Origin of the sequence: Vibrio sp. 10N.247.310.24, assembly GCF_041467175.1 — a bacterium.
In the GTDB taxonomy this organism is placed as follows: domain Bacteria; phylum Pseudomonadota; class Gammaproteobacteria; order Enterobacterales; family Vibrionaceae; genus Vibrio; species Vibrio tasmaniensis_A.
Genome location: NZ_JBFSUD010000037.1, coordinates 17,607 through 35,212, shown reverse-complemented (window position 1 = coordinate 35,212; position 17,606 = coordinate 17,607). Strand labels below are relative to the sequence as shown.

General features: G+C 44.8%; 17 protein-coding genes. 16 read left to right on the top strand and 1 reads right to left on the bottom strand.

Annotated features, from left to right (window positions below; translation table 11 throughout):
- The first annotated feature begins 279 nt into the window (after positions 1–279).
- From AB6E08_RS13190 to AB6E08_RS13115, 16 genes are all read left to right on the top strand, one after another.
- A complete protein-coding gene (locus tag AB6E08_RS13190; RefSeq protein ID WP_012604130.1) occupies positions 280–891 on the top strand; it encodes a flavin reductase family protein in 612 nt (203 codons plus the stop codon).
- A 72-nt stretch (positions 892–963) separates the two neighbouring features.
- Entirely contained in the window at positions 964–1,992 is a 1,029-nt protein-coding gene (gene cobT, locus AB6E08_RS13185; RefSeq protein ID WP_009846936.1) for a nicotinate-nucleotide--dimethylbenzimidazole phosphoribosyltransferase, read from the top strand.
- Positions 1,992–2,798 (top strand): adenosylcobinamide-GDP ribazoletransferase, encoded by an 807-nt coding sequence (locus AB6E08_RS13180; protein WP_371995737.1) that lies wholly within the window; start codon positions 1,992–1,994, stop codon positions 2,796–2,798. Before cobT ends, AB6E08_RS13180 begins: the two co-directional genes overlap by 1 nt.
- A gap of 9 nt (positions 2,799–2,807) precedes the next feature.
- Positions 2,808–3,425, top strand: coding sequence for a bifunctional adenosylcobinamide kinase/adenosylcobinamide-phosphate guanylyltransferase (cobU, locus tag AB6E08_RS13175; RefSeq protein WP_372064480.1), 618 nt, complete (start codon positions 2,808–2,810; stop codon positions 3,423–3,425).
- Between the two features lie 25 nt (positions 3,426–3,450).
- On the top strand, positions 3,451–4,086 hold the full coding sequence (gene cobC / locus AB6E08_RS13170; RefSeq protein ID WP_372064482.1) for an alpha-ribazole phosphatase family protein: 636 nt from the start codon (positions 3,451–3,453) through the stop codon (positions 4,084–4,086).
- Between the two features lie 108 nt (positions 4,087–4,194).
- Positions 4,195–5,991: a M3 family oligoendopeptidase gene (locus tag AB6E08_RS13165; RefSeq protein ID WP_372064484.1), complete on the top strand. Its 1,797-nt coding sequence runs from the start codon at positions 4,195–4,197 to the stop codon at positions 5,989–5,991.
- Between the two features lie 268 nt (positions 5,992–6,259).
- Entirely contained in the window at positions 6,260–7,288 is a 1,029-nt protein-coding gene (locus AB6E08_RS13160) for a succinylglutamate desuccinylase (RefSeq protein ID WP_012604124.1), read from the top strand.
- Positions 7,289–7,421: 133 nt separating this feature from the next.
- Positions 7,422–8,417, top strand: a complete 996-nt coding sequence (gene btuC / locus AB6E08_RS13155) for a vitamin B12 ABC transporter permease BtuC (protein ID WP_004734896.1) — start codon at positions 7,422–7,424, stop codon at positions 8,415–8,417.
- Positions 8,404–9,162 (top strand): vitamin B12 ABC transporter ATP-binding protein BtuD, encoded by a 759-nt coding sequence (btuD, locus tag AB6E08_RS13150; RefSeq protein WP_371995732.1) that lies wholly within the window; start codon positions 8,404–8,406, stop codon positions 9,160–9,162. The genes btuC and btuD overlap by 14 nt, the downstream gene beginning before the upstream one ends.
- Before the next feature lie 29 nt (positions 9,163–9,191).
- Positions 9,192–9,551 carry a DUF6559 family protein gene (locus tag AB6E08_RS13145; protein ID WP_009846928.1) on the top strand — a complete coding sequence of 120 codons (360 nt, stop codon included), beginning with the start codon at positions 9,192–9,194 and terminating at the stop codon, positions 9,549–9,551.
- Positions 9,552–10,040: 489 nt separating this feature from the next.
- Positions 10,041–11,495, top strand: coding sequence for a lytic polysaccharide monooxygenase (locus AB6E08_RS13140; RefSeq protein WP_372064517.1), 1,455 nt, complete (start codon positions 10,041–10,043; stop codon positions 11,493–11,495).
- Positions 11,496–11,699: 204 nt separating this feature from the next.
- Entirely contained in the window at positions 11,700–13,118 is a 1,419-nt protein-coding gene (locus AB6E08_RS13135; protein ID WP_372064487.1) for a PLP-dependent aminotransferase family protein, read from the top strand.
- 156 nt (positions 13,119–13,274) lie between these two features.
- Positions 13,275–14,861 (top strand): cytochrome ubiquinol oxidase subunit I, encoded by a 1,587-nt coding sequence (locus tag AB6E08_RS13130; RefSeq protein WP_372064489.1) that lies wholly within the window; start codon positions 13,275–13,277, stop codon positions 14,859–14,861.
- 12 nt (positions 14,862–14,873) lie between these two features.
- Positions 14,874–16,010, top strand: a complete 1,137-nt coding sequence (cydB, locus tag AB6E08_RS13125) for a cytochrome d ubiquinol oxidase subunit II (RefSeq protein WP_372064491.1) — start codon at positions 14,874–14,876, stop codon at positions 16,008–16,010.
- Positions 16,011–16,020: 10 nt separating this feature from the next.
- Positions 16,021–16,122, top strand: coding sequence for a cytochrome bd-I oxidase subunit CydX (cydX, locus tag AB6E08_RS13120; protein WP_004734907.1), 102 nt, complete (start codon positions 16,021–16,023; stop codon positions 16,120–16,122).
- Between the two features lie 281 nt (positions 16,123–16,403).
- Positions 16,404–16,892 (top strand): GNAT family N-acetyltransferase, encoded by a 489-nt coding sequence (locus tag AB6E08_RS13115; protein WP_017109820.1) that lies wholly within the window; start codon positions 16,404–16,406, stop codon positions 16,890–16,892.
- A gap of 136 nt (positions 16,893–17,028) precedes the next feature.
- Here AB6E08_RS13115 and AB6E08_RS13110 read toward each other — a convergent pair whose 3' ends face one another.
- Complete coding sequence (locus AB6E08_RS13110; RefSeq protein ID WP_372064494.1) at positions 17,029–17,604, bottom strand: nucleoside triphosphate pyrophosphohydrolase family protein; 576 nt, start codon at positions 17,602–17,604, stop codon at positions 17,029–17,031.
- Between the last annotated feature and the right edge of the window lie 2 nt (positions 17,605–17,606).

The following is a 17,606-nucleotide window of genomic DNA, read 5'->3' as shown; positions in this document are numbered from 1 at the left end:
ACTGCGATGTGGGTATTCACAGTATGGGCACTCATCAATGGAGAGATTAACAAGTACTTTAGATCAAGCATAAACGATGCCAAAATGTAAGTTATTGATAAATCTATTATCAGTATTGTAGGTGTTTCGGGTTCGTCAATTTGACTGTCAATTTGAGAAAATACCGGTGTGATCTGTTCAAATTAAGAACACTCTCTACCGTTTCTGTTGATTAGGCATAGATACAGCATTGCTTAACACGTAAACTGAACCGTAATTCACATAGACCAAGGACGTGCTATGAACCTCAAACTTGATACTCTTGCTCCCACTCAGATTTATCACCTGATGACACAAACCGTTGTGCCTCGCCCGATAGCGTGGGCATTAACGGAATCTTCCGACCAAGAGTACAACCTAGCGCCTTTCTCTTATTTCACGCCTGTTTCCAGCAATCCGCCGCTACTGATGTTATCAGTTGGGAAAAAGCCGTCGGGCGAAATCAAAGATACCACTCGTAACGCCTTAGAAACGGGTAAGCTAGTGATTCACATTGCTTCTTCAAGTTCTGCCGAAACAATGACAGCAACAGCAGCTACACTCGATTACGGTGATTCTGAAGTAACCGCGAATAATATTGAGCTGGTTGAATTTGAGGGGTTTTCTTTACCGAGAGTGAAAGAGTGTGCGGTCGCTTTTGGCTGCACCTTGTACGAAGTAAAAGAAGTGGGAGAGGCGCCTCAAAGCCTTATCTTTGCTCAAGTTGAAACCGTGTACATTTCCGAAAATGTGATTGATAAAGAGAGTGAACGTCTGAAGATTGATGCGATGGCATTGGACCCTTTATCTCGACTTGGTGGCGGTGAATACGCGACGCTTTCCAATGTGTTCTCTGTTGCACGCCCTAAATAGTGTAACGATTTAGCTTAAGCAGAATCGCAGCCCTAGAAATCCATTACCTTAAATTTAAGTGTTCCTAAACTTATGTTAGATACCCAATACTCGCAGTACATCCAACACCGAATTGACCAAAAAACCAAGCCACTCGGTGCGCTTGGCTTACTAGAAAAAGTCGCACATCAACTGGCATTGATTCAGAGCCAAGGCAAAGAAACTGCGGTTGAGCACATCGAATTGAATAAGCCACGTATCATCATTTTTGCTGGCGACCATGGCATAGCAGATGAAGGTGTGAGTATTGCTCCAAGTGCCGTCACGCAACAGATGGTGTTGAACTTCTTAAGCGGTGGCGCAGCGATTAATTGCTTTTGTGCGGTAAACAACGTCGAAATTACAGTCGTGGACACTGGGATTTTGTTGCCTGTTGAATCTGACAGCGACATGTTGATTTCTCAGCGCTTAGGTACGCGAACCAATAACTTTGCCAATGAAGCGGCAATGAGTTTAGAAACTGTTGAACGTGGGATTGAACTGGGAACTGAGCTTGTATCTAGAACCATTTCGAATGGCACGAATATCATCATGTTTGGTGAAATGGGCATCGGCAATACCAGCAGCGCGTCTGCCATCTTAAGTGCGCTAGCAAACCGAACTGCAGATGAGTGTGTTGGTTTAGGCACTGGTATCAACAATGAACAGCTTGCACGTAAGGTGGCGGTGGTTAAGCAAGGTGTTGCTCGTTGCATAAATCCTGACGCAAAAGAGGTGTTAAGCCAAGTCGGCGGTTATGAAATAGTTCAAATGGTGGGGGGCTTCCTTGGCGCTTACGAAAACAGAACCCCTGTGTTGGTCGATGGTTTTATCGTGTCGGTTGCGGCGTATGTCGCGACTCTAATTGAACCGAGTTGCCGTGATTACATGATCTTTGCTCATCGCTCTGAAGAGTCGGGGCACAAGATTCTATTAGAGCTGCTAGACGCTGAGCCACTGCTCGATCTTGGATTGAGATTGGGCGAGGGCACAGGTGCTGCGCTAGCTATGCCAATAATTCGTGCGGCGGCAGAGTTCTATAACAACATGGCGAGTTTTGCGAGTGCTGGAGTCACGGTTTAATGAGTGATGCACCAAAAAGATCGTTGAAAGATAGCATCACATACCAATGGGAACTTTTTTCGTTGGCGATGGGTTTCTTTTCTCGTTTGCCGATGCCGAAGAATACGCCTTATTCAGAAGAGCGAATGAACCGTTCTGGTCGCTACTTTTCAACGGTTGGTTTGTTACTTGGTGTTCTGTGTGGTGGTGTGTTCTTGCTACTCGATGCAATACTGCCGAGTGCAGTGGCCATCTTTTTGATGATGAGCTTTAGCTTGATGCTAACCGGTGCTTTCCATGAAGACGGCTTAACCGATATGGCGGATGGTATTGGCGGCGGTATGACCTTAGAACGCCGTTTGACCATCATGAAAGACAGTCGAATTGGTACTTATGGCGCGTCTGCTCTTGTTATGGCTCTGCTTGGCAAGTGGGTGCTGTTGAACGAGCTGGTCAACATGACAGCTCTGTTTATGGTTATCGTGACCAGTTATACCTTTAGCCGCGCGATTGCTGCATCGCTGATTTACGACATGCCTTATGTCAGCGATTTAGATACCAGTAAAAGTAAGCCTTTGGCCAACAAGCAAACCAAAGGTGAACTTGCCTTCTTATTGCTTGTAGGCGTGCTGCCTAGCCTGTGGTTTGGTCTTGAATTCGCTTTGGTTTTATCTGTCGTCGCCTATCTGTTCAGAACAGGTTTCAAAAAGTGGTTAACGGCTCGAATTGGTGGCTTTACTGGCGACTGTTTGGGGGCCGCTCAACAGCTGATGGAGTTGCTGACATACCTTGTGTTCATTACTGCTTTTTACAATGGTTTTCTATAACAGGTTCCTATGACAAACACGAATCAAGCTAATCAAATTAATCAAGTAAGTCAGCGAAATAGCCATCTGGTATTGGGTGGAGCTCGTTCTGGTAAGTCTAGTTTTGCAGAACAACAGGCATTATGTGCGCTTGAAGCATGTTCAAATGGACGCCTCAATTATATTGCGACAGCGACATATCTTGATGATGAAATGCGAGAACGAATCGCGCACCATCAACAACGTCGTGGCGAGCAGTGGATTGAGCATGAAGTACCCGTCGAATTAGCCGGAAAACTGCTGTCTTTTGAGAAAGAAGATGTGGTGTTGATTGATTGCCTAACATTGTGGTTGAACAACATTATTTTTGAGTTGGGTGATGATGCGACCAATGAACAGGTTGAGGCCGTGGTTGAAGTTTTAGTGAAAAGCGTAGAGCAAAGCCCAGCGCAAATTATCATGGTTTCTAACGAAGTCGGTTTAGGTGTGGTGCCGCTGGGGAAAGTGTCGCGCTTGTTTGTGGACAATGCAGGACGAATGAACCAAGCGCTAGCTCGCGTCGTTGAACGCGTCACGCTGGTTGCTGCCGGATTACCATTGAGCTTAAAACCGTCGAGCCCCTCGACTCAAAGCTCGACTCATAATTAGTTGGTATCAAAGGTTAGTTGAACAAATGGAAAATGGAACAACCAAAAACATCTATCTACTAAGACATGGCAAAGTCGAAGGCGAAGCGGCACTTAATGGTTCATCTGATGTGTTGGTTAATCCTGATCTTCAAGATCGGATATGTGGGGCGCTGATAAAACAAGATATTACCTTTGATTGCGTGGTTACCTCGCCATTAAGGCGATGCAGCGATCTCGCAAACAGATACGCACAGCGTATGTCTGTGCCTTTATCTGTAACACCAGACTTTCAGGAAATGAACTTCGGTGACGTTGATGGTGTCCCATTTGATGAGCTTGAAGACAAGTGGGGAATGCTAGAAACCTTTTGGCAAGATCCTGCTAATCATCAACTGACTGGTGCAGAAAGTTTACAGAGCTTCCACGACAGAGTAACTCAAGCTTGGTCGCAACTTTTGAATGATCCAAGTGACAATATATTGTTGGTTACTCATGGTGGTGTGATTCGCATATTGTTAGCGCATTGCCTTGATATTGATTGGAAAAACCCGAGTTTGTACTCGAAGCTATCGATAGAAAACGCATCGATAACTCATATTCAAATCACTCAGTTTGCGCAGAGCTTTATCAGCGTCAAATCGATAGGGCTGAGTGTTCAAAAAACACAGTTTAAGAATTAACAATCTACTAAAAATATTAGAAGTATTAAAAGTAATTAGAAGTATAAAGCGGCGTGAACAGTCGCTATACCGGATTGGTATTACTACCTACGTGAAAGGAATTTAGTCATGACAACACCGAGTTGGGATCTAAGCATTGCTTATCGCGATCTTAATGATGCAAAAATCGAACAAGACATTGAACTCATTCAACAATGTATTGAGCTGTTGTACCTACACGTTGAAAAGCGTCATATCATTCTAGCGATGCAAAACGCCATTCAAACTTCTGAAGCGGCAGGCACGTTACTGAGCACGATCAACACCTTCGCTAATTGCCACGCATCGGTAGACGCGACGCACACAGAAGCCAAAGCTCTGCTTGGTCGTGTAGCGAAGCTGAACTCTGAAATGTCTCAAGCGTTTAGCCCATATGAAGACACGCTAATTCACGCAGAACCAGAATTTATCGATGCAGTATTAGAGCATGACAGCCCAGATGTAGCAGGACAACGCTTTGCGATTGAAAGCTCGCGTAAGTTATCAAGCAGCCGCCTTAGTGTTGCTGAAGAGCAGTTATTGGCCGCGATGAAGGTTGATGGCCGTGATGGATGGGGTCGTTTGTACGATAACTTAACCGGTTCTTTAAAACTGTCGCTAAAGCTGAACGGTGAAGACGAAGCGCTAGGTTTTTCACAAGCCGCGAGCTTGTTGTACGGCAGCGAATTCGACAAACAAGAACCGGCATGGCGCGCAGTCCAAGGCGCAATGAAGACGCACCAAGAGTCTTTTGCTTCAATTCTAAATGCGCTTGCGGGTTGGCGACTGACAGAGAACAAAAAGCGCTCGAAAATAAGCGACGTACATTTCCTTGATCCAAGCCTACACGCCAGCCGCATCGTACCTGAAACGCTAGACACCATGATGTCGGTAGCAAAGGCAAATCGCGAAGTAGGCCAGAAAGCAGGTCTGTTAATGGCAAGAGTTCACGGGCTTGATGAAATGAAGCCTTGGAACCATTTAGCCGCGATGCCTCCGCTGGGTGACACTGAATCTAAGGTTTATCCATTTGATGAAGCGATTGAAGTGATCAAAACCGCTTTTGCTGAAGTCAATTCAGAGATGGCTGATTTTGTCGCATTAATGGTTGAGAACGGTTGGATTGATGCCGCACCAGCTGCCAACAAACGTCTAGGTGCGTACTGCACCAAGTTTGCTGCGACACGTACACCTCTTGTGTTCATGACATGGAGCGGTAGCCGCTCAGACTTAATGACATTGGCGCACGAGCTAGGCCATGCGTTCCATAACTGGGTGATGAAGGACATGCCTTTGTGTCAGACACGCTACCCAATGACTCTAGCAGAAACCGCTTCAATCTTTGCTGAAAACATCGTTCGTGACCACTTGTTAAAACAAGCACAAACACGCAATGAGAAACTTGAAATGCTGTGGGAAGAGCTTTCTTCTTCACTCGCTTTGATGGTAAACATTCCAGTACGTTTCGAGTTTGAGAAAGCCTTCTATGAGCAGCGTGAAAAAGGTGAGCTAACGGCTCAGCAGCTGTGTGACTTGATGGAAACCACTTGGAAGGAGTGGTATGGCGATGCAATGACAGAAGCCGACCCTTACTTCTGGGCAAGCAAACTGCACTTCAGCATCTCTCAAGTGAGCTTCTACAACTACCCATACCTGTTCGGTTACCTGTTCAGTAAAGGTGTTTACGCTCAGCGCGATGCTAAGGGCGAACAATTCTACGGTGATTACGTTTCCTTGCTTCGTGATACGGGCAGCATGATGGCGGAAGAAGTCGTTCAAAAACACTTGGGAATGGACCTGACTCAAGCTGACTTTTGGCAACAAAGCATCGACATGGTCAAAGTTCAAATCGATGAATTTGAAAGATTGCTCGATCAGGAAGATTAATTGATCTCAATCTGTTCATGGTAGGTAAGAGCTGTGTTAGCTTACGTGGTTCTTATCTTGCTGATATAAACAGAGATAACCAAAAGTTGTTCTAAATAGGTAAAATTATTTGGAACAGATGTCGGTTAGTAAAGTCAGCAGGTAATACAAAAATATATGGGTAGTATTTGTGAGTGATAACGGAGTTTCTATTGATAAGTGCGATCCTAGCAACACAATTTCTATGTACAATTTATTAACATACGGCCGTGCAATTAAGGAGTAGCGCATGACGAAGACCCTCTTTCGCCAATCATTTCTTTTTGACAGCCTAGATCTTGAGCAAGAAGTGGTTGCAGGACAGACCGTACTGAGTAACGGTGTTCAAATTAAGCTTCATCAACGCGGTGTATTGGAAGTGATTCCCGCAGAGTATAATTCTGAGACCAAGAACATCATCTTTTCAACAGGTGTTCATGGCGACGAAACTTCACCAATGGAGCTGATTGATAAGCTCATTGAGGATATTGAAACCGGCTTCCAAGTCGTGACAGCAAGATGTTTGTTCATCATTGCTCACCCAGAAGCGACCAATGCGCATACGCGTTTTCTTGATGTGAATATGAACCGTCTGTTTGATGAAAAACAGTACGAGAGTAATCGAGAAGTGGACATCGCGAAGAACCTTAAGTTCTTGGTTACTGAGTTTTACAAGGAAACGGTGCCTGCCACTCGTTGGCACTTAGATCTGCACTGTGCGATCCGTTTGTCTAAGCATTACTCTTTCGCCGTAAGCCCTAAGGTTCGCCACGAAGTTCGCAGTAAAGCCTTGTTCGATTTCATTAACAGTGCTCACGTTGAAGCGGTGTTGTTATCCAATGCGCCAACGAGCACCTTCAGTTGGTACAGCGCTGAAAACTTTGAAGCCCAAGCACTGACAATGGAGCTAGGGCAGGTAGCAAGAATTGGTGAGAACCAGCTTGATAAGTTAACGGCTTTCGATTTGGCAATGCGCAATTTGATTGCTGAAATAGAACCAGAGCATTTGCCAAAGAAAACCATTACTTATCGCGTAAGCCGAACCATTGTTCGTTTGCATGATGATTTTGATTTCATGTTCTCTGATGCCGTTGAAAACTTTACGGCGTTCAAGCACGGTGAAGTGTTTGGTCATGATGGTGATAAGCCATTGATGGCGAAGAATGAAAACGAAGCAGTAGTGTTCCCAAATCGCAACGTTGCTATCGGTCAACGAGCGGCCTTAATGGTGTGCGAAGTTGAAACACGATTCGACCACGGTCAGCTTGTGTACGATTAATACCGACTCGGGTTTAAACGACGAAAACAACCGCTCAACTGGTTGAAATATCAAGGTTCACATTACGGTGTGAGCCTTGAGTTTATTTGGGGATACAGGTAAGGTTACGCGAACAATTTCAAAGTAGCTTGATATGGATTTCCAACAACTTCTTCACCAAAAACAGCGCAAATGGACCCGAGCCATTTATCTGATGGCAGCACTGCTTGTCGCGCTGAGTGCGATTTACCTAATGGTTGGCGATCTTTTCATTTCCCCTCTGGGCACCTTGTCCACGTTAGAACAAAAACTACTGATTGATTTACGCTTACCTCGACTATTGGCGGCTATTGCTATCGGGGCAGGGTTAGCCGTATCTGGCGCAAGCTTACAAGTCTTATTGGGTAACGTATTAGCAGAGCCCGGTGTGCTCGGCATTTCTGGCGGCGCAAGCTTGGCGATGGTGATCGTGCTGTTCTTCTTGCCGTTTGCTCCTACGCCTGAATTATTTATGATTGCCGCCGTTTTAGGCTCACTCTGTTTTACCGTGATTCTGGTGAGTATGGTTAAAACGATGCGACTGACTACGGCCAAGTTATTGCTGGTGGGTGTTGCGTTAGGCATTCTTTCTGGCGCGATGGTGACGTGGGCATTCTATTTTAGTGATGATCTTAGCTTACGCTTATTGATGTATTGGCTGATGGGTAGTTTGGGTGGTGTAACTTGGTACCAGCACTCGCTCACGTTAGTAATGATCCCCGTTATTATCTGGCTGTGCCTGCAAGGTAGCAAGCTAGACAAACTGATGATTGGCGAGACCCATGCTGCGCAGTTAGGCGTGAACGTTCCGAGATTACGTTGGCGTCTAATCTTCGCTGTGTCTATTTTAGTCGGCTGCGCAGTAGCGTTAGGTGGCGTGATCAGCTTTGTGGGTTTGGTGGTGCCACACTTACTCCGTTTAGCGATTGGTACCGACAACCGATACCTTCTTCCTTTGTCTGCCGTTGCAGGTGCCGCGTTACTGGTGTTTGCTGATATTTGTGCAAGAACTTTATTAGATTCTGCAGAATTACCCTTGGGTGTGATGACCACCAGTATCGGTGCACCAATCTTCATTTGGATGTTAATTAAAAATCATGATTCAAATTAAGAGCCTGAGCGTCGGCGCTCGTTTATTACCACTATCATTTGAGCTCAAGCAAGGGCAGGTGACTCATGTCATCGGTCCTAATGGCAGTGGAAAAAGTACTTTATTAGAAGCGATATCTGGCGTCGGTGATGGCTACAAAGGTGATATAAAGCTCGACGGTCAAGACTTGTCAGAATTATCACTACAAGATTTATCATTGCATCGCGCTTATCTTTGTCAAAGTGCAAGACCGGCCTTCAACTTGGAAGTGTTCCAATACCTTGCGTTATCACTGCCAAGTTCATCGCACGGCCTTGATACTGAAATCAACACGGCTTTGGAAGAGATAAGCCAGATGTTGGACATCACAGACAAACTTCATCGTTCAATTCAGACACTGTCTGGCGGTGAATGGCAACGCGTTCGTTTGGCGGGAATGTGCCTGCAAATTTGGCCGACGCTTAATCCTTACGCAAAGCTCCTGATCCTCGACGAACCTGCAGCGCCGTTAGATATTGCTCAAGAAGCGTTGCTGTATAAGCTTATCGAACGAGTGGCTGAGAAGGGCATTGCGGTTATTATGGCTAACCACGACCTGAACCGAACCTTGAGGCATGCCGACCAAGTACTGCTGCTCGAAAAGGGCGTACTACAAGCATCAGGCAGTGCAGAGCAAGTGCTTGTGCCTGAACAGCTAGAATCCGTATTTAATACGCAAGTAAAAAGCATCTCGGTCGACAATCAAACTTACCTATTGTTTGGTTAACTTAGGCTCATCAATACAAGGCAATCTATATGTTTAGATATATTCAACGACGACGAATCAAGAAAGTAATTAAATCACTTTCTGCAAAGTTGGTGAAAGCGTACGGAAGCAGTGACTTTTTCTCTATTGGGCAAGTAGAAACGAGTTCATGTGAATTGAGTAAGCGCCAACAACTGGTTGCCTTAGCATTGTTTGCTGATCCACAAGACCTTGCTGCTGAAATTGCTCCAGCCATTCAACTGCTGCGTAATGATGTGTCTAATGACTTCTTCGGTGGTGAGGAATATAACGCGCGTGATGTACTTAATTTGTTGGGCGGTGGCGGTTGGAAGGGCGGTCGTATGGACGATGATATGTCGAATCGATTTGGCATGAATAGCCGCTATTAGTTTAGCTCGTTCAAATTAACGTTTAATGATTTATCCATTTATAAACGTATACGCTCAATAGCTTAGCGACTTTACAGCAGTCTCAACAACGTAATAATAATGATGATAAAAAGCACTCAATATCATTATTTATGCGAGCGTTTCACTCCAATCAATTCAATGAAAAAATACCTTCCTAGCGATCTATTTTCTTAGGAAATGCGTAATTTTTGTCGGTAAAAATTGATAATTCGAACCAATATCATCTATCTCTAACGCATTTCTTTGAGTTGTGTGATTCTGATTCCTTTCAAAATAAATCCCACTTTTATTGATAGTTATGACGTATATATTTTCCGTGTTCTTTAAGTCAGAAACTATAAACCCTCGAACTGCAATCTTGATTAGTAAATATCCAATCAATATTGCATACGGGGGGGTAAAATAATAGAGAGTGGGAAAGTGAAAACAGCAAATAATAATATTCTAAAAATAGCAGTGGGGATGGCTATGCTATCCAGCGTACCATCAGTAGTAAACGCTCATGGTTGGTCTGAATTTCCAAGTGCACGTCAGAATACGTGCTATGAACAAGGCGGGGTTTGGTCGGGTACGCCACCAAATGCAGCATGTGCTCAAGCAAAAGAGATTTCAGGGTCATATCCGTTCGTTCAACGCAACGAGTATGCGAAAAACATTCAAGACTTCAACAACATCAATGCAGTGAAAGCGGCGATTCCAGACGGCACGTTATGTTACGCCAATGATTCGCAAAAACGTGGCATGGGTGCACCTCATACAGGTTGGACTCGCACCGAGTTAAGCACTGGTACATTTGAATATGTATTCAATGCGACTGCACCACACAACCCGTCATTCTGGGAGTTCTACCTAACCAAACCAAACGCCGACCTGAGCAAAGGCCTAGCGTGGGGAGATTTAGACCTTCTCCAAGAAGTTGGGAATGTTCCTGTAAGTGGTGGCAAATACCGTATCAACGTAACGATTCCTTCAGACCGCTCTGGCGATGCAATCTTATACGTACGTTGGCAACGTGACGATGCTGCAGGTGAAGGTTTCTACAACTGTTCAGACATCACTATCACGGGGGGAGCAACTCCACCACCAGATCCTACACCTCAACCTGATCTAGTCCGTGGCGACCTGTTTGTTTCTGACCAGTTTGGTACGCCAGAAATTGGTGATACGGTTAAGTACGACATCATCAACAAGTACGGTGAAGTCGCGCGTAGCTTCGACATCGTTATCGACGCTTCAAACGTTAACGATTGGGCTCGCTTGTTGGCTTCAGAGATTAACGGCTGGCACGAAGAGTTTAAAGATGGCGCGATCTTCATTGGTGACTGGCACACTGAAATGCAGCACTACATGTACTTCCAAAACGATCCTTCACGTAACTTCTTTAACTCAAAAGATAGCCGTGCTTCTGGTCAGTTAACGCTGATTGATGGTGGCGACGGTGGTGTTGAACCATTGAAAGGCGACATCTACGAGCTAGTGAAGAGTGACAACGTAGTGAATGCTGGCGACAAAGTTGTGATTGCAACAAGCGAAGCGGCGACATTGACTCAAACTCAAGGCTCTTCAGTAAGCATTCAAAATAACGGCACGGCTTCTATCGTAGTTGATACCACTGGCATCACTGCAAACGAAACTCTATCGTTTATGGCTAGCTCGATTGAAAGCGAAAGTGTTGAAACCTTCACTTTTGAAGTAATTGCTGATGACGGTGGCGTAACACCAGACCCAGATCCAACGCCGGATCCAGATCCGACTCCTGACCCAGACAATGGCACTTGGGACTCTTCAGCGACTTACCTAGGCGGTGAAGTAGTAACGTACTCGAACCAGTCTTGGAAAGCACAGTGGTGGATTCAAGGTGGTACAAACCCTAAAGCGACCTACGAAAATGATCAATGGGGCGTGTGGCGTCCAGCTAACTAGTCAGCTAGTCAAACTAAGTAACTAAATAAATAAGACACCACACTCTATTGATGAGTGTGGTGTCTTTTCTTGTGGGAGAGATAAACAAGTCGACCGTGAAGGTAATTGGGTTTAGGGTAGGGCTTTGTTATACCTGAATGTCCGAGTGCTTCGAATATCCACGGTTTAGTAATCTTTTACACATTAGATAGAAAAGACTTTTTGATGAAAAAATCTCAGATACTCGCCAATACAATCAAGAATCAGATAGAACAAAACATCTGGCTTAGTGGTGAGAAAATTCCATCGATTAGAGACGCGTGTAAACGTTATAAACTCAGTATCGAGACGGTACTTCAGGCGTATCAACAGCTTGAAGACCAAGGCTATGTGCGCTCTAAGCCTAAATCTGGCTATTTCGTGTTACCGCGCAGAAATGTGTTCACCTCAGAACTCGCACAACAAAAAGCCATCAAGCCGTATCCCGTTAAGATCAGCGACCTGCTTTACGATGTACTTCAACGAGCCAAAGACCCTAGTATCATTCCACTCAGCTCGGCATTTCCAGACCCTGCCTTGTTTCCGCATCAAGCGTTGTCGCGCAGTTTAGCCAATGCCAGTCGTCAAATGCCCGATAACAGCATGCTTACTAATCTGCCACCGGGCAGTGAAACATTACGCAGGCAAATCGCTCAACGTTATCAAACTGGTGGGCTAGATGTATTGCCCGACGATATTGTGATCACATCTGGGGCAATGGAAGCACTTAACTTATGCCTGCAATCCTGTACCGAACCGGGTGACTTAGTCGCGATAGAGTACCCTGCGTTTTACGGTGTGTTACAGACCATTGAAAGGCTTAATCTTACCGCTGTTGAGATCCCGACCGATCCTGAAACCGGTATCGATTTAGATGTATTGGAGTCGGTGTTCGCTTCAATGGACATCAAAGCATGTTGGTTCATGACAGAATCGCAAAACCCTGTTGGCTATTCGATGAGTGATAACAACAAGCAGCGACTCGCCGAGTTAGTGAATGACCATAAGATCCCGATGATCGAAGACGATGTGTATCGAGAACTTCATGTCGGCAACCAAAGCTCATTGCCTGCTAAAGCCTATGACACCGGCGAGCAAATCATGCTGTGCGGTTCGTTTTCCAAATCATTGTCGCCCGGCTTTCGAATCGGTTGGGTAGTTGCAAGGAAACAAGCGTTAAAGATTCAGAGATTGCAGCACCTTTCGACGCTCTCAAGCAGTATTCCTATCCAACTTGGACTGTCTCATTACCTGACGTTTTATAGTTATGACAACCATCTTAAAAAACTTCGCAAGCTTTTGAATGAAAGGAAGAAGGCGCATATTGCATTGTTAGAATCTAGCTTACCTTCAAGTGCGATGGTGCATAAAAGCCAAGGTGGTTACTTCCTTTGGATAGAGTTGCCTCATTCTGTTTGTGTTGAGAAGCTTTATGAGCAAGCACTTGAACACAACATCTCTGTTGCGCCGGGAATTATATTCAGCAGCGACAAAAAGTTCTCTCATCATATTCGTCTCAATTGTTCGTACGCTTGTGACGACAAAATAGCAGAAGCCATTCGTACACTAGGTAGTTTGATTCAGACCATGGAATCACAAGCCTAAGTCGTTAGTCGATCCTCGACTATGTTTACTTGAAATCTAGCTTGTCACTCGCGGCGTCGGATAATTCAACCTGTTCTAGTTTGGTTTGTTCAAACTGTGCTGAAATACGCTCCAATTCTTAATATGAAATTCATCATTATGATGTTTGGAGCTTAAATGTTTGATGTAGTTGAATTGTCGCGTTTACAGTTTGCGCTAACCGCTATGTTTCACTTTCTCTTTGTCCCGTTAACTATTGGTATGTCTTGCTTATTGGCGATCATGGAGTCGATCTATGTGCTTACCGGTAAGCAAATCTATCAGGACATGACTCGCTTTTGGGGCAAACTTTTTGGTATTAACTTCGCATTAGGTGTCACGACCGGATTAACCATGGAGTTCCAGTTCGGCACCAACTGGTCTTATTATTCTCACTATGTCGGCGATATTTTCGGTGCTCCTCTTGCTATCGAAGCCCTTGTTGCATTCTTCCTAGAATCCACCTTTGTTGGACTGTTCTTTTTCGGTTGGGAAAGGCTGTCCAAACGCCAACACCTTATGGTGACTTGGCTGGTGGCGTTGGGCTCAAGCTTTTCTGCATTATGGATTCTGGTTGCTAACGGTTGGATGCAAAACCCGATTGGATCGGAGTTTAATTACCAAACCATGCGTATGGAAATGACTAGCTTTGCCGAAGTGGGGCTCAACCCAGTTGCTCAAGTTAAGTTCTTACACACAGTCGCTTCGGCTTATACCTGCGGTGCGATGTTTATCCTTGGCGTGAGTTCATACTACTTGCTTAAAGGTCGTGACGTTGCTTTTGCAAAACGTTCGTTTGCTGTCGCAGCTTCGTTCGGCATTGCTTCTATCATATCGGTGATCGTATTAGGTGATGAGTCGGGCTATGAACTGGGTGACGTCCAAAAAGTAAAACTCGCAGCGATTGAAGCTGAATGGCACACCGAACCGGCACCTGCGGCGTTTACCTTGTTTGGATTACCAAATCAAGAAGAAGGCAAAACCGACTTTGCTGTGAAAATTCCCTATGTGATGGGGATTATTGCAACGCGATCTTTGGACGAGCAAGTGACAGGGCTTCATGACTTGCGTGATCAACATTTAGTGCGTATTCGAAACGGTATTATTGCTTATGAATTGCTAGAGCGTTTGCGATCTGGCGATACCTCACATGCGACAGAGCAAGCTTTCGATCAAACCAAGCACGACCTTGGCTACGGCTTATTGCTCAAGCGATACACAGACACCGTGACTGATGCTACTGAACAACAAATCCAACAAGCAGCCGATGATTCAATTCCAACTGTGTGGCCTCTGTTCTGGTCATTCAGAATCATGGTGGGTTGTGGCTTCGTTATGTTGTTTGTTTTTGGCGCGGCTTTCTTACAAACCTACCGTAAAAACATTACTCAAAAGCCTTGGTTATTGAAGGCGGCACTTTGGTCAATTCCATTACCTTGGGTGGCAATCGAAGCTGGTTGGTTTGTTGCAGAGTATGGTCGTCAACCATGGGCGGTCGGTGAAATTCTCCCTGTTGCGGTCGCGGCTTCTTCGCAAACCGTTGGAAATTTACTTACGTCTCTCGCGCTAATTATTGGCCTCTATACGGTCTTCATCATTGTTGAAAGTTACTTGATGATTACCGTCGCTAAAAAAGGCCCAAGCAGTTTGAAAACGGGGCGTTATCACTATGAACAAACAACAACATCGCTTGAAGCCAAATTGGTACAACAAGTTCAACAATAAGGTGACTGACTCATGTTCGAATATGACACATTACGTTTAATTTGGTGGATTCTGATTGGTGTACTGCTGATTGGTTTTATGATCACCGATGGCTTCGATATGGGAGTTGGAGCGTTGTTACCGTTTATCGGTAAAACCAATTCTGAAAGACGAGTGATGATTAACTCCATTGCACCCCATTGGGACGGAAACCAGGTGTGGTTAATTATCGCAGGTGGCGCGTTGTTTGCGGCTTGGCCTCTGGTTTATGCGACATCGTTTTCAAGCCTTTATGTGGCGATGTATTTGGTGCTTAATTCATTGTGGTTGCGTCCTTTGGCGCTTGAGTATCGAGCAAAGATCGACAGCGATCAGTGGCGACAAGTATGTGACTTAGCAATCTCGTTCTCAGGCTTCTTCCCACCTATCTTGTTTGGGGTGGCGTTTGGCAATTTGATGCAAGGCTTACCTTTTACGCTCAATAGCTTCTTGATGGTTGAGTACCATGGTTCGTTTATCGATTTGATCAACCCATTCGCGCTTTTGTGTGGTCTAGTCGGGTTATTGATGGCGCTGTTACAAGGCGGTGCGTGGTTGATGATGAAAACCACAGACGCAGTGTACAAAAAGGCAAGAACAGTGACGCAGGCGAGTGCTGTATTTGTCGCTTTCCTTATGGTGATTGGCTGTATGGCGATAAACCATATTGACGGGTATCTGATAGTCAGTGCGATGGATCATAGCTCGGCTTCGAATCCTTTGAACAAAGAAGTCGTCACACAAGCAGGCGCTTGGTTAACCAACTTCGATACGTACCCTTGGATGTGGTTTGCACCGATCGGCAGCGTGACCATTCCATTGCTGGCTTTGATTGGCGCAAGGTTGAAATGGGATGCGATTGCTTTTATTAGTTCAAGCCTGACTAACGCTTGCATCATCTTAACGGCGGTTTTCTCGATGTTCCCGTTCATTATCCCGTCGAGTGTTAATCCAAGTCATAGCTTAACCCTTTGGGACTCGACATCAAGCGAACTGACCTTGAACATCATGACAGGCGTAGCATTTGTGATGTTGCCAATCATCCTTTGTTACACCGCTTTTAGTTATCGCACCATGTTTGGACGACTCGATAACGAGTATGTCGAACGCAACGGCAATTCACTGTATTAAGGAGTTTCTCATGTGGTATTTTGTTTGGATATTAGGCTTATTCCTAGCCTCTGCATTTGCAGTTTTGAATGTCATCAGCCTAGAGAAAAGTGACTCAGAAACTGAGTTCTGATTGACGTTTGATTCATAAAAAGACCAGAAGCATGATGCTCTGGTCTTTTTTATGAGCCTTCCTAAAGCGTAAGGTTTGGTTCTTCCTTCGTGGTACAAGATGGTAAGACTTAAATCGAGTGAGCTGCATTCTTTTAAGTACACATATATCTCAACTCTATATAAGATTTAAGCAAAACAATTCCATCTAACCTATTGTTAAATATTTACTATTTGATAGTGTGTCTAGGTGCACATTAAGGATGTGTTTCATATTTAGCGATGAAAATAGTAGGAGTTGCGATGAGTATTATAGTGAGACGGTCTGAACCGTCAGATGCAAAGGGAATCAAAGAAGTTTACGAATGCACAAACGCTTATACCGGTACGCTGCAACTCCCAAATCCATCTCTGGAAAGCTGGCAGAAACGAATCTCAAATATGCCCGACAACGTGTACTCGTATGTCGCGATGATCGACGATGAGATTGTTGGTAATTTGGGAATGGAAGTGTGTGTAAACCCGAGAAGGCGTCATGTTGCTTCATTCGGTATGGGTGTTAAAGACGATGTATTAGGCAAAGGTGTCGGTAGTCAACTGCTCGCGACCGCGATCGACTTGTGTGATAACTGGATTAACATCAAACGACTGGAGCTAACGGTGTACACCGATAACGAAAGAGCGATCAGTCTCTACAAGAAATTCGGTTTTGTTATTGAAGGAGAGTCGGCTGGGTTCGCTTTCAGAAATGGCGAATATGTGGCGGCTTATCACATGGCACGACTGGTATAGTGTTCTGTTTCTAATACAAGGCTCCAATTACCACAGCTAGGGTTTTCTAATAGATAATAAAACGCCACGTTAAAATAACGTGGCGTTTTCGATTTCAGTCAACTGCGGCTTTAAAGTGCTTCAGTTGTAGCCTTACTTAAGCCGTTAGAGACTCAAGGTTCGCAGGGCGGTAATGTACTGATTTTAGTACTTTACCTTGGCGAACTGTCTTGCCTTCCGATACGAAATCTTCCGCACACTTAGCGATGATGTATTCACCTTTTTGAACAGCCATCAGTTTGATGTTCTGCTCAGCATAGAAAGCTTCTGTTTCTGCGTATTCTGTTTCGTTACGGCACACTTTGCTCATGTTGCTTGAGTGTACTTCGTTCCAACAAGGCAGAAAGTCAATTGAACGGTTTTTAGAAACATTCAACAGTAGGTCGATCAGGTAGCTGATTGCTAGGTTGTCTTCTACCTTAGCTTGGCCAAGGTGAACTAAACGTCCCATCAAAACATAAACGCTGTCTACAATAGCGTCCGCTTGTTCGATTTTAGAGTCAGCTTCTGCAAGTTCTGTTAGTTCTTCGATCGCTAGAGATGTGTGTAGCGTATCGCCTTTTTCGTCCATTGTTTCAGGAGCAGCAACAGGCAGATCAAAAGTACTGCGGAACTCTTCAATGTCGCGGTAAAGGTGATCGTAGATTTCTTGGCTTAGTTGAGAAAGGTTCATTT

Bases quoted from the DNA above. Each gene is read 5' to 3' on its own strand.
- AB6E08_RS13180 (WP_371995737.1), top strand. From the start codon at position 1,992: ATGAGTGATGCACCAAAAAGATCGTTGAAAGATAGCATCACATACCAA.
- AB6E08_RS13110 (WP_372064494.1), bottom strand. From the start codon at position 17,604: ATGAACCTTTCTCAACTAAGCCAAGAAATCTACGATCACCTTTACCGC.
- btuD (WP_371995732.1), top strand. From the start codon at position 8,404: ATGATTCAAATTAAGAGCCTGAGCGTCGGCGCTCGTTTATTACCACTA.
- AB6E08_RS13115 (WP_017109820.1), top strand. From the start codon at position 16,404: ATGAGTATTATAGTGAGACGGTCTGAACCGTCAGATGCAAAGGGAATC.
- cobT (WP_009846936.1), top strand. From the start codon at position 964: ATGTTAGATACCCAATACTCGCAGTACATCCAACACCGAATTGACCAA.
- AB6E08_RS13145 (WP_009846928.1), top strand. From the start codon at position 9,192: ATGTTTAGATATATTCAACGACGACGAATCAAGAAAGTAATTAAATCA.
- cobU (WP_372064480.1), top strand. From the start codon at position 2,808: ATGACAAACACGAATCAAGCTAATCAAATTAATCAAGTAAGTCAGCGA.
- AB6E08_RS13160 (WP_012604124.1), top strand. From the start codon at position 6,260: ATGACGAAGACCCTCTTTCGCCAATCATTTCTTTTTGACAGCCTAGAT.
- btuC (WP_004734896.1), top strand. From the start codon at position 7,422: ATGGATTTCCAACAACTTCTTCACCAAAAACAGCGCAAATGGACCCGA.
- AB6E08_RS13130 (WP_372064489.1), top strand. From the start codon at position 13,275: ATGTTTGATGTAGTTGAATTGTCGCGTTTACAGTTTGCGCTAACCGCT.
- cydX (WP_004734907.1), top strand. From the start codon at position 16,021: ATGTGGTATTTTGTTTGGATATTAGGCTTATTCCTAGCCTCTGCATTT.
- cobC (WP_372064482.1), top strand. From the start codon at position 3,451: ATGGAAAATGGAACAACCAAAAACATCTATCTACTAAGACATGGCAAA.
- cydB (WP_372064491.1), top strand. From the start codon at position 14,874: ATGTTCGAATATGACACATTACGTTTAATTTGGTGGATTCTGATTGGT.
- AB6E08_RS13140 (WP_372064517.1), top strand. From the start codon at position 10,041: ATGCTATCCAGCGTACCATCAGTAGTAAACGCTCATGGTTGGTCTGAA.
- AB6E08_RS13165 (WP_372064484.1), top strand. From the start codon at position 4,195: ATGACAACACCGAGTTGGGATCTAAGCATTGCTTATCGCGATCTTAAT.
- AB6E08_RS13190 (WP_012604130.1), top strand. From the start codon at position 280: ATGAACCTCAAACTTGATACTCTTGCTCCCACTCAGATTTATCACCTG.
- AB6E08_RS13135 (WP_372064487.1), top strand. From the start codon at position 11,700: ATGAAAAAATCTCAGATACTCGCCAATACAATCAAGAATCAGATAGAA.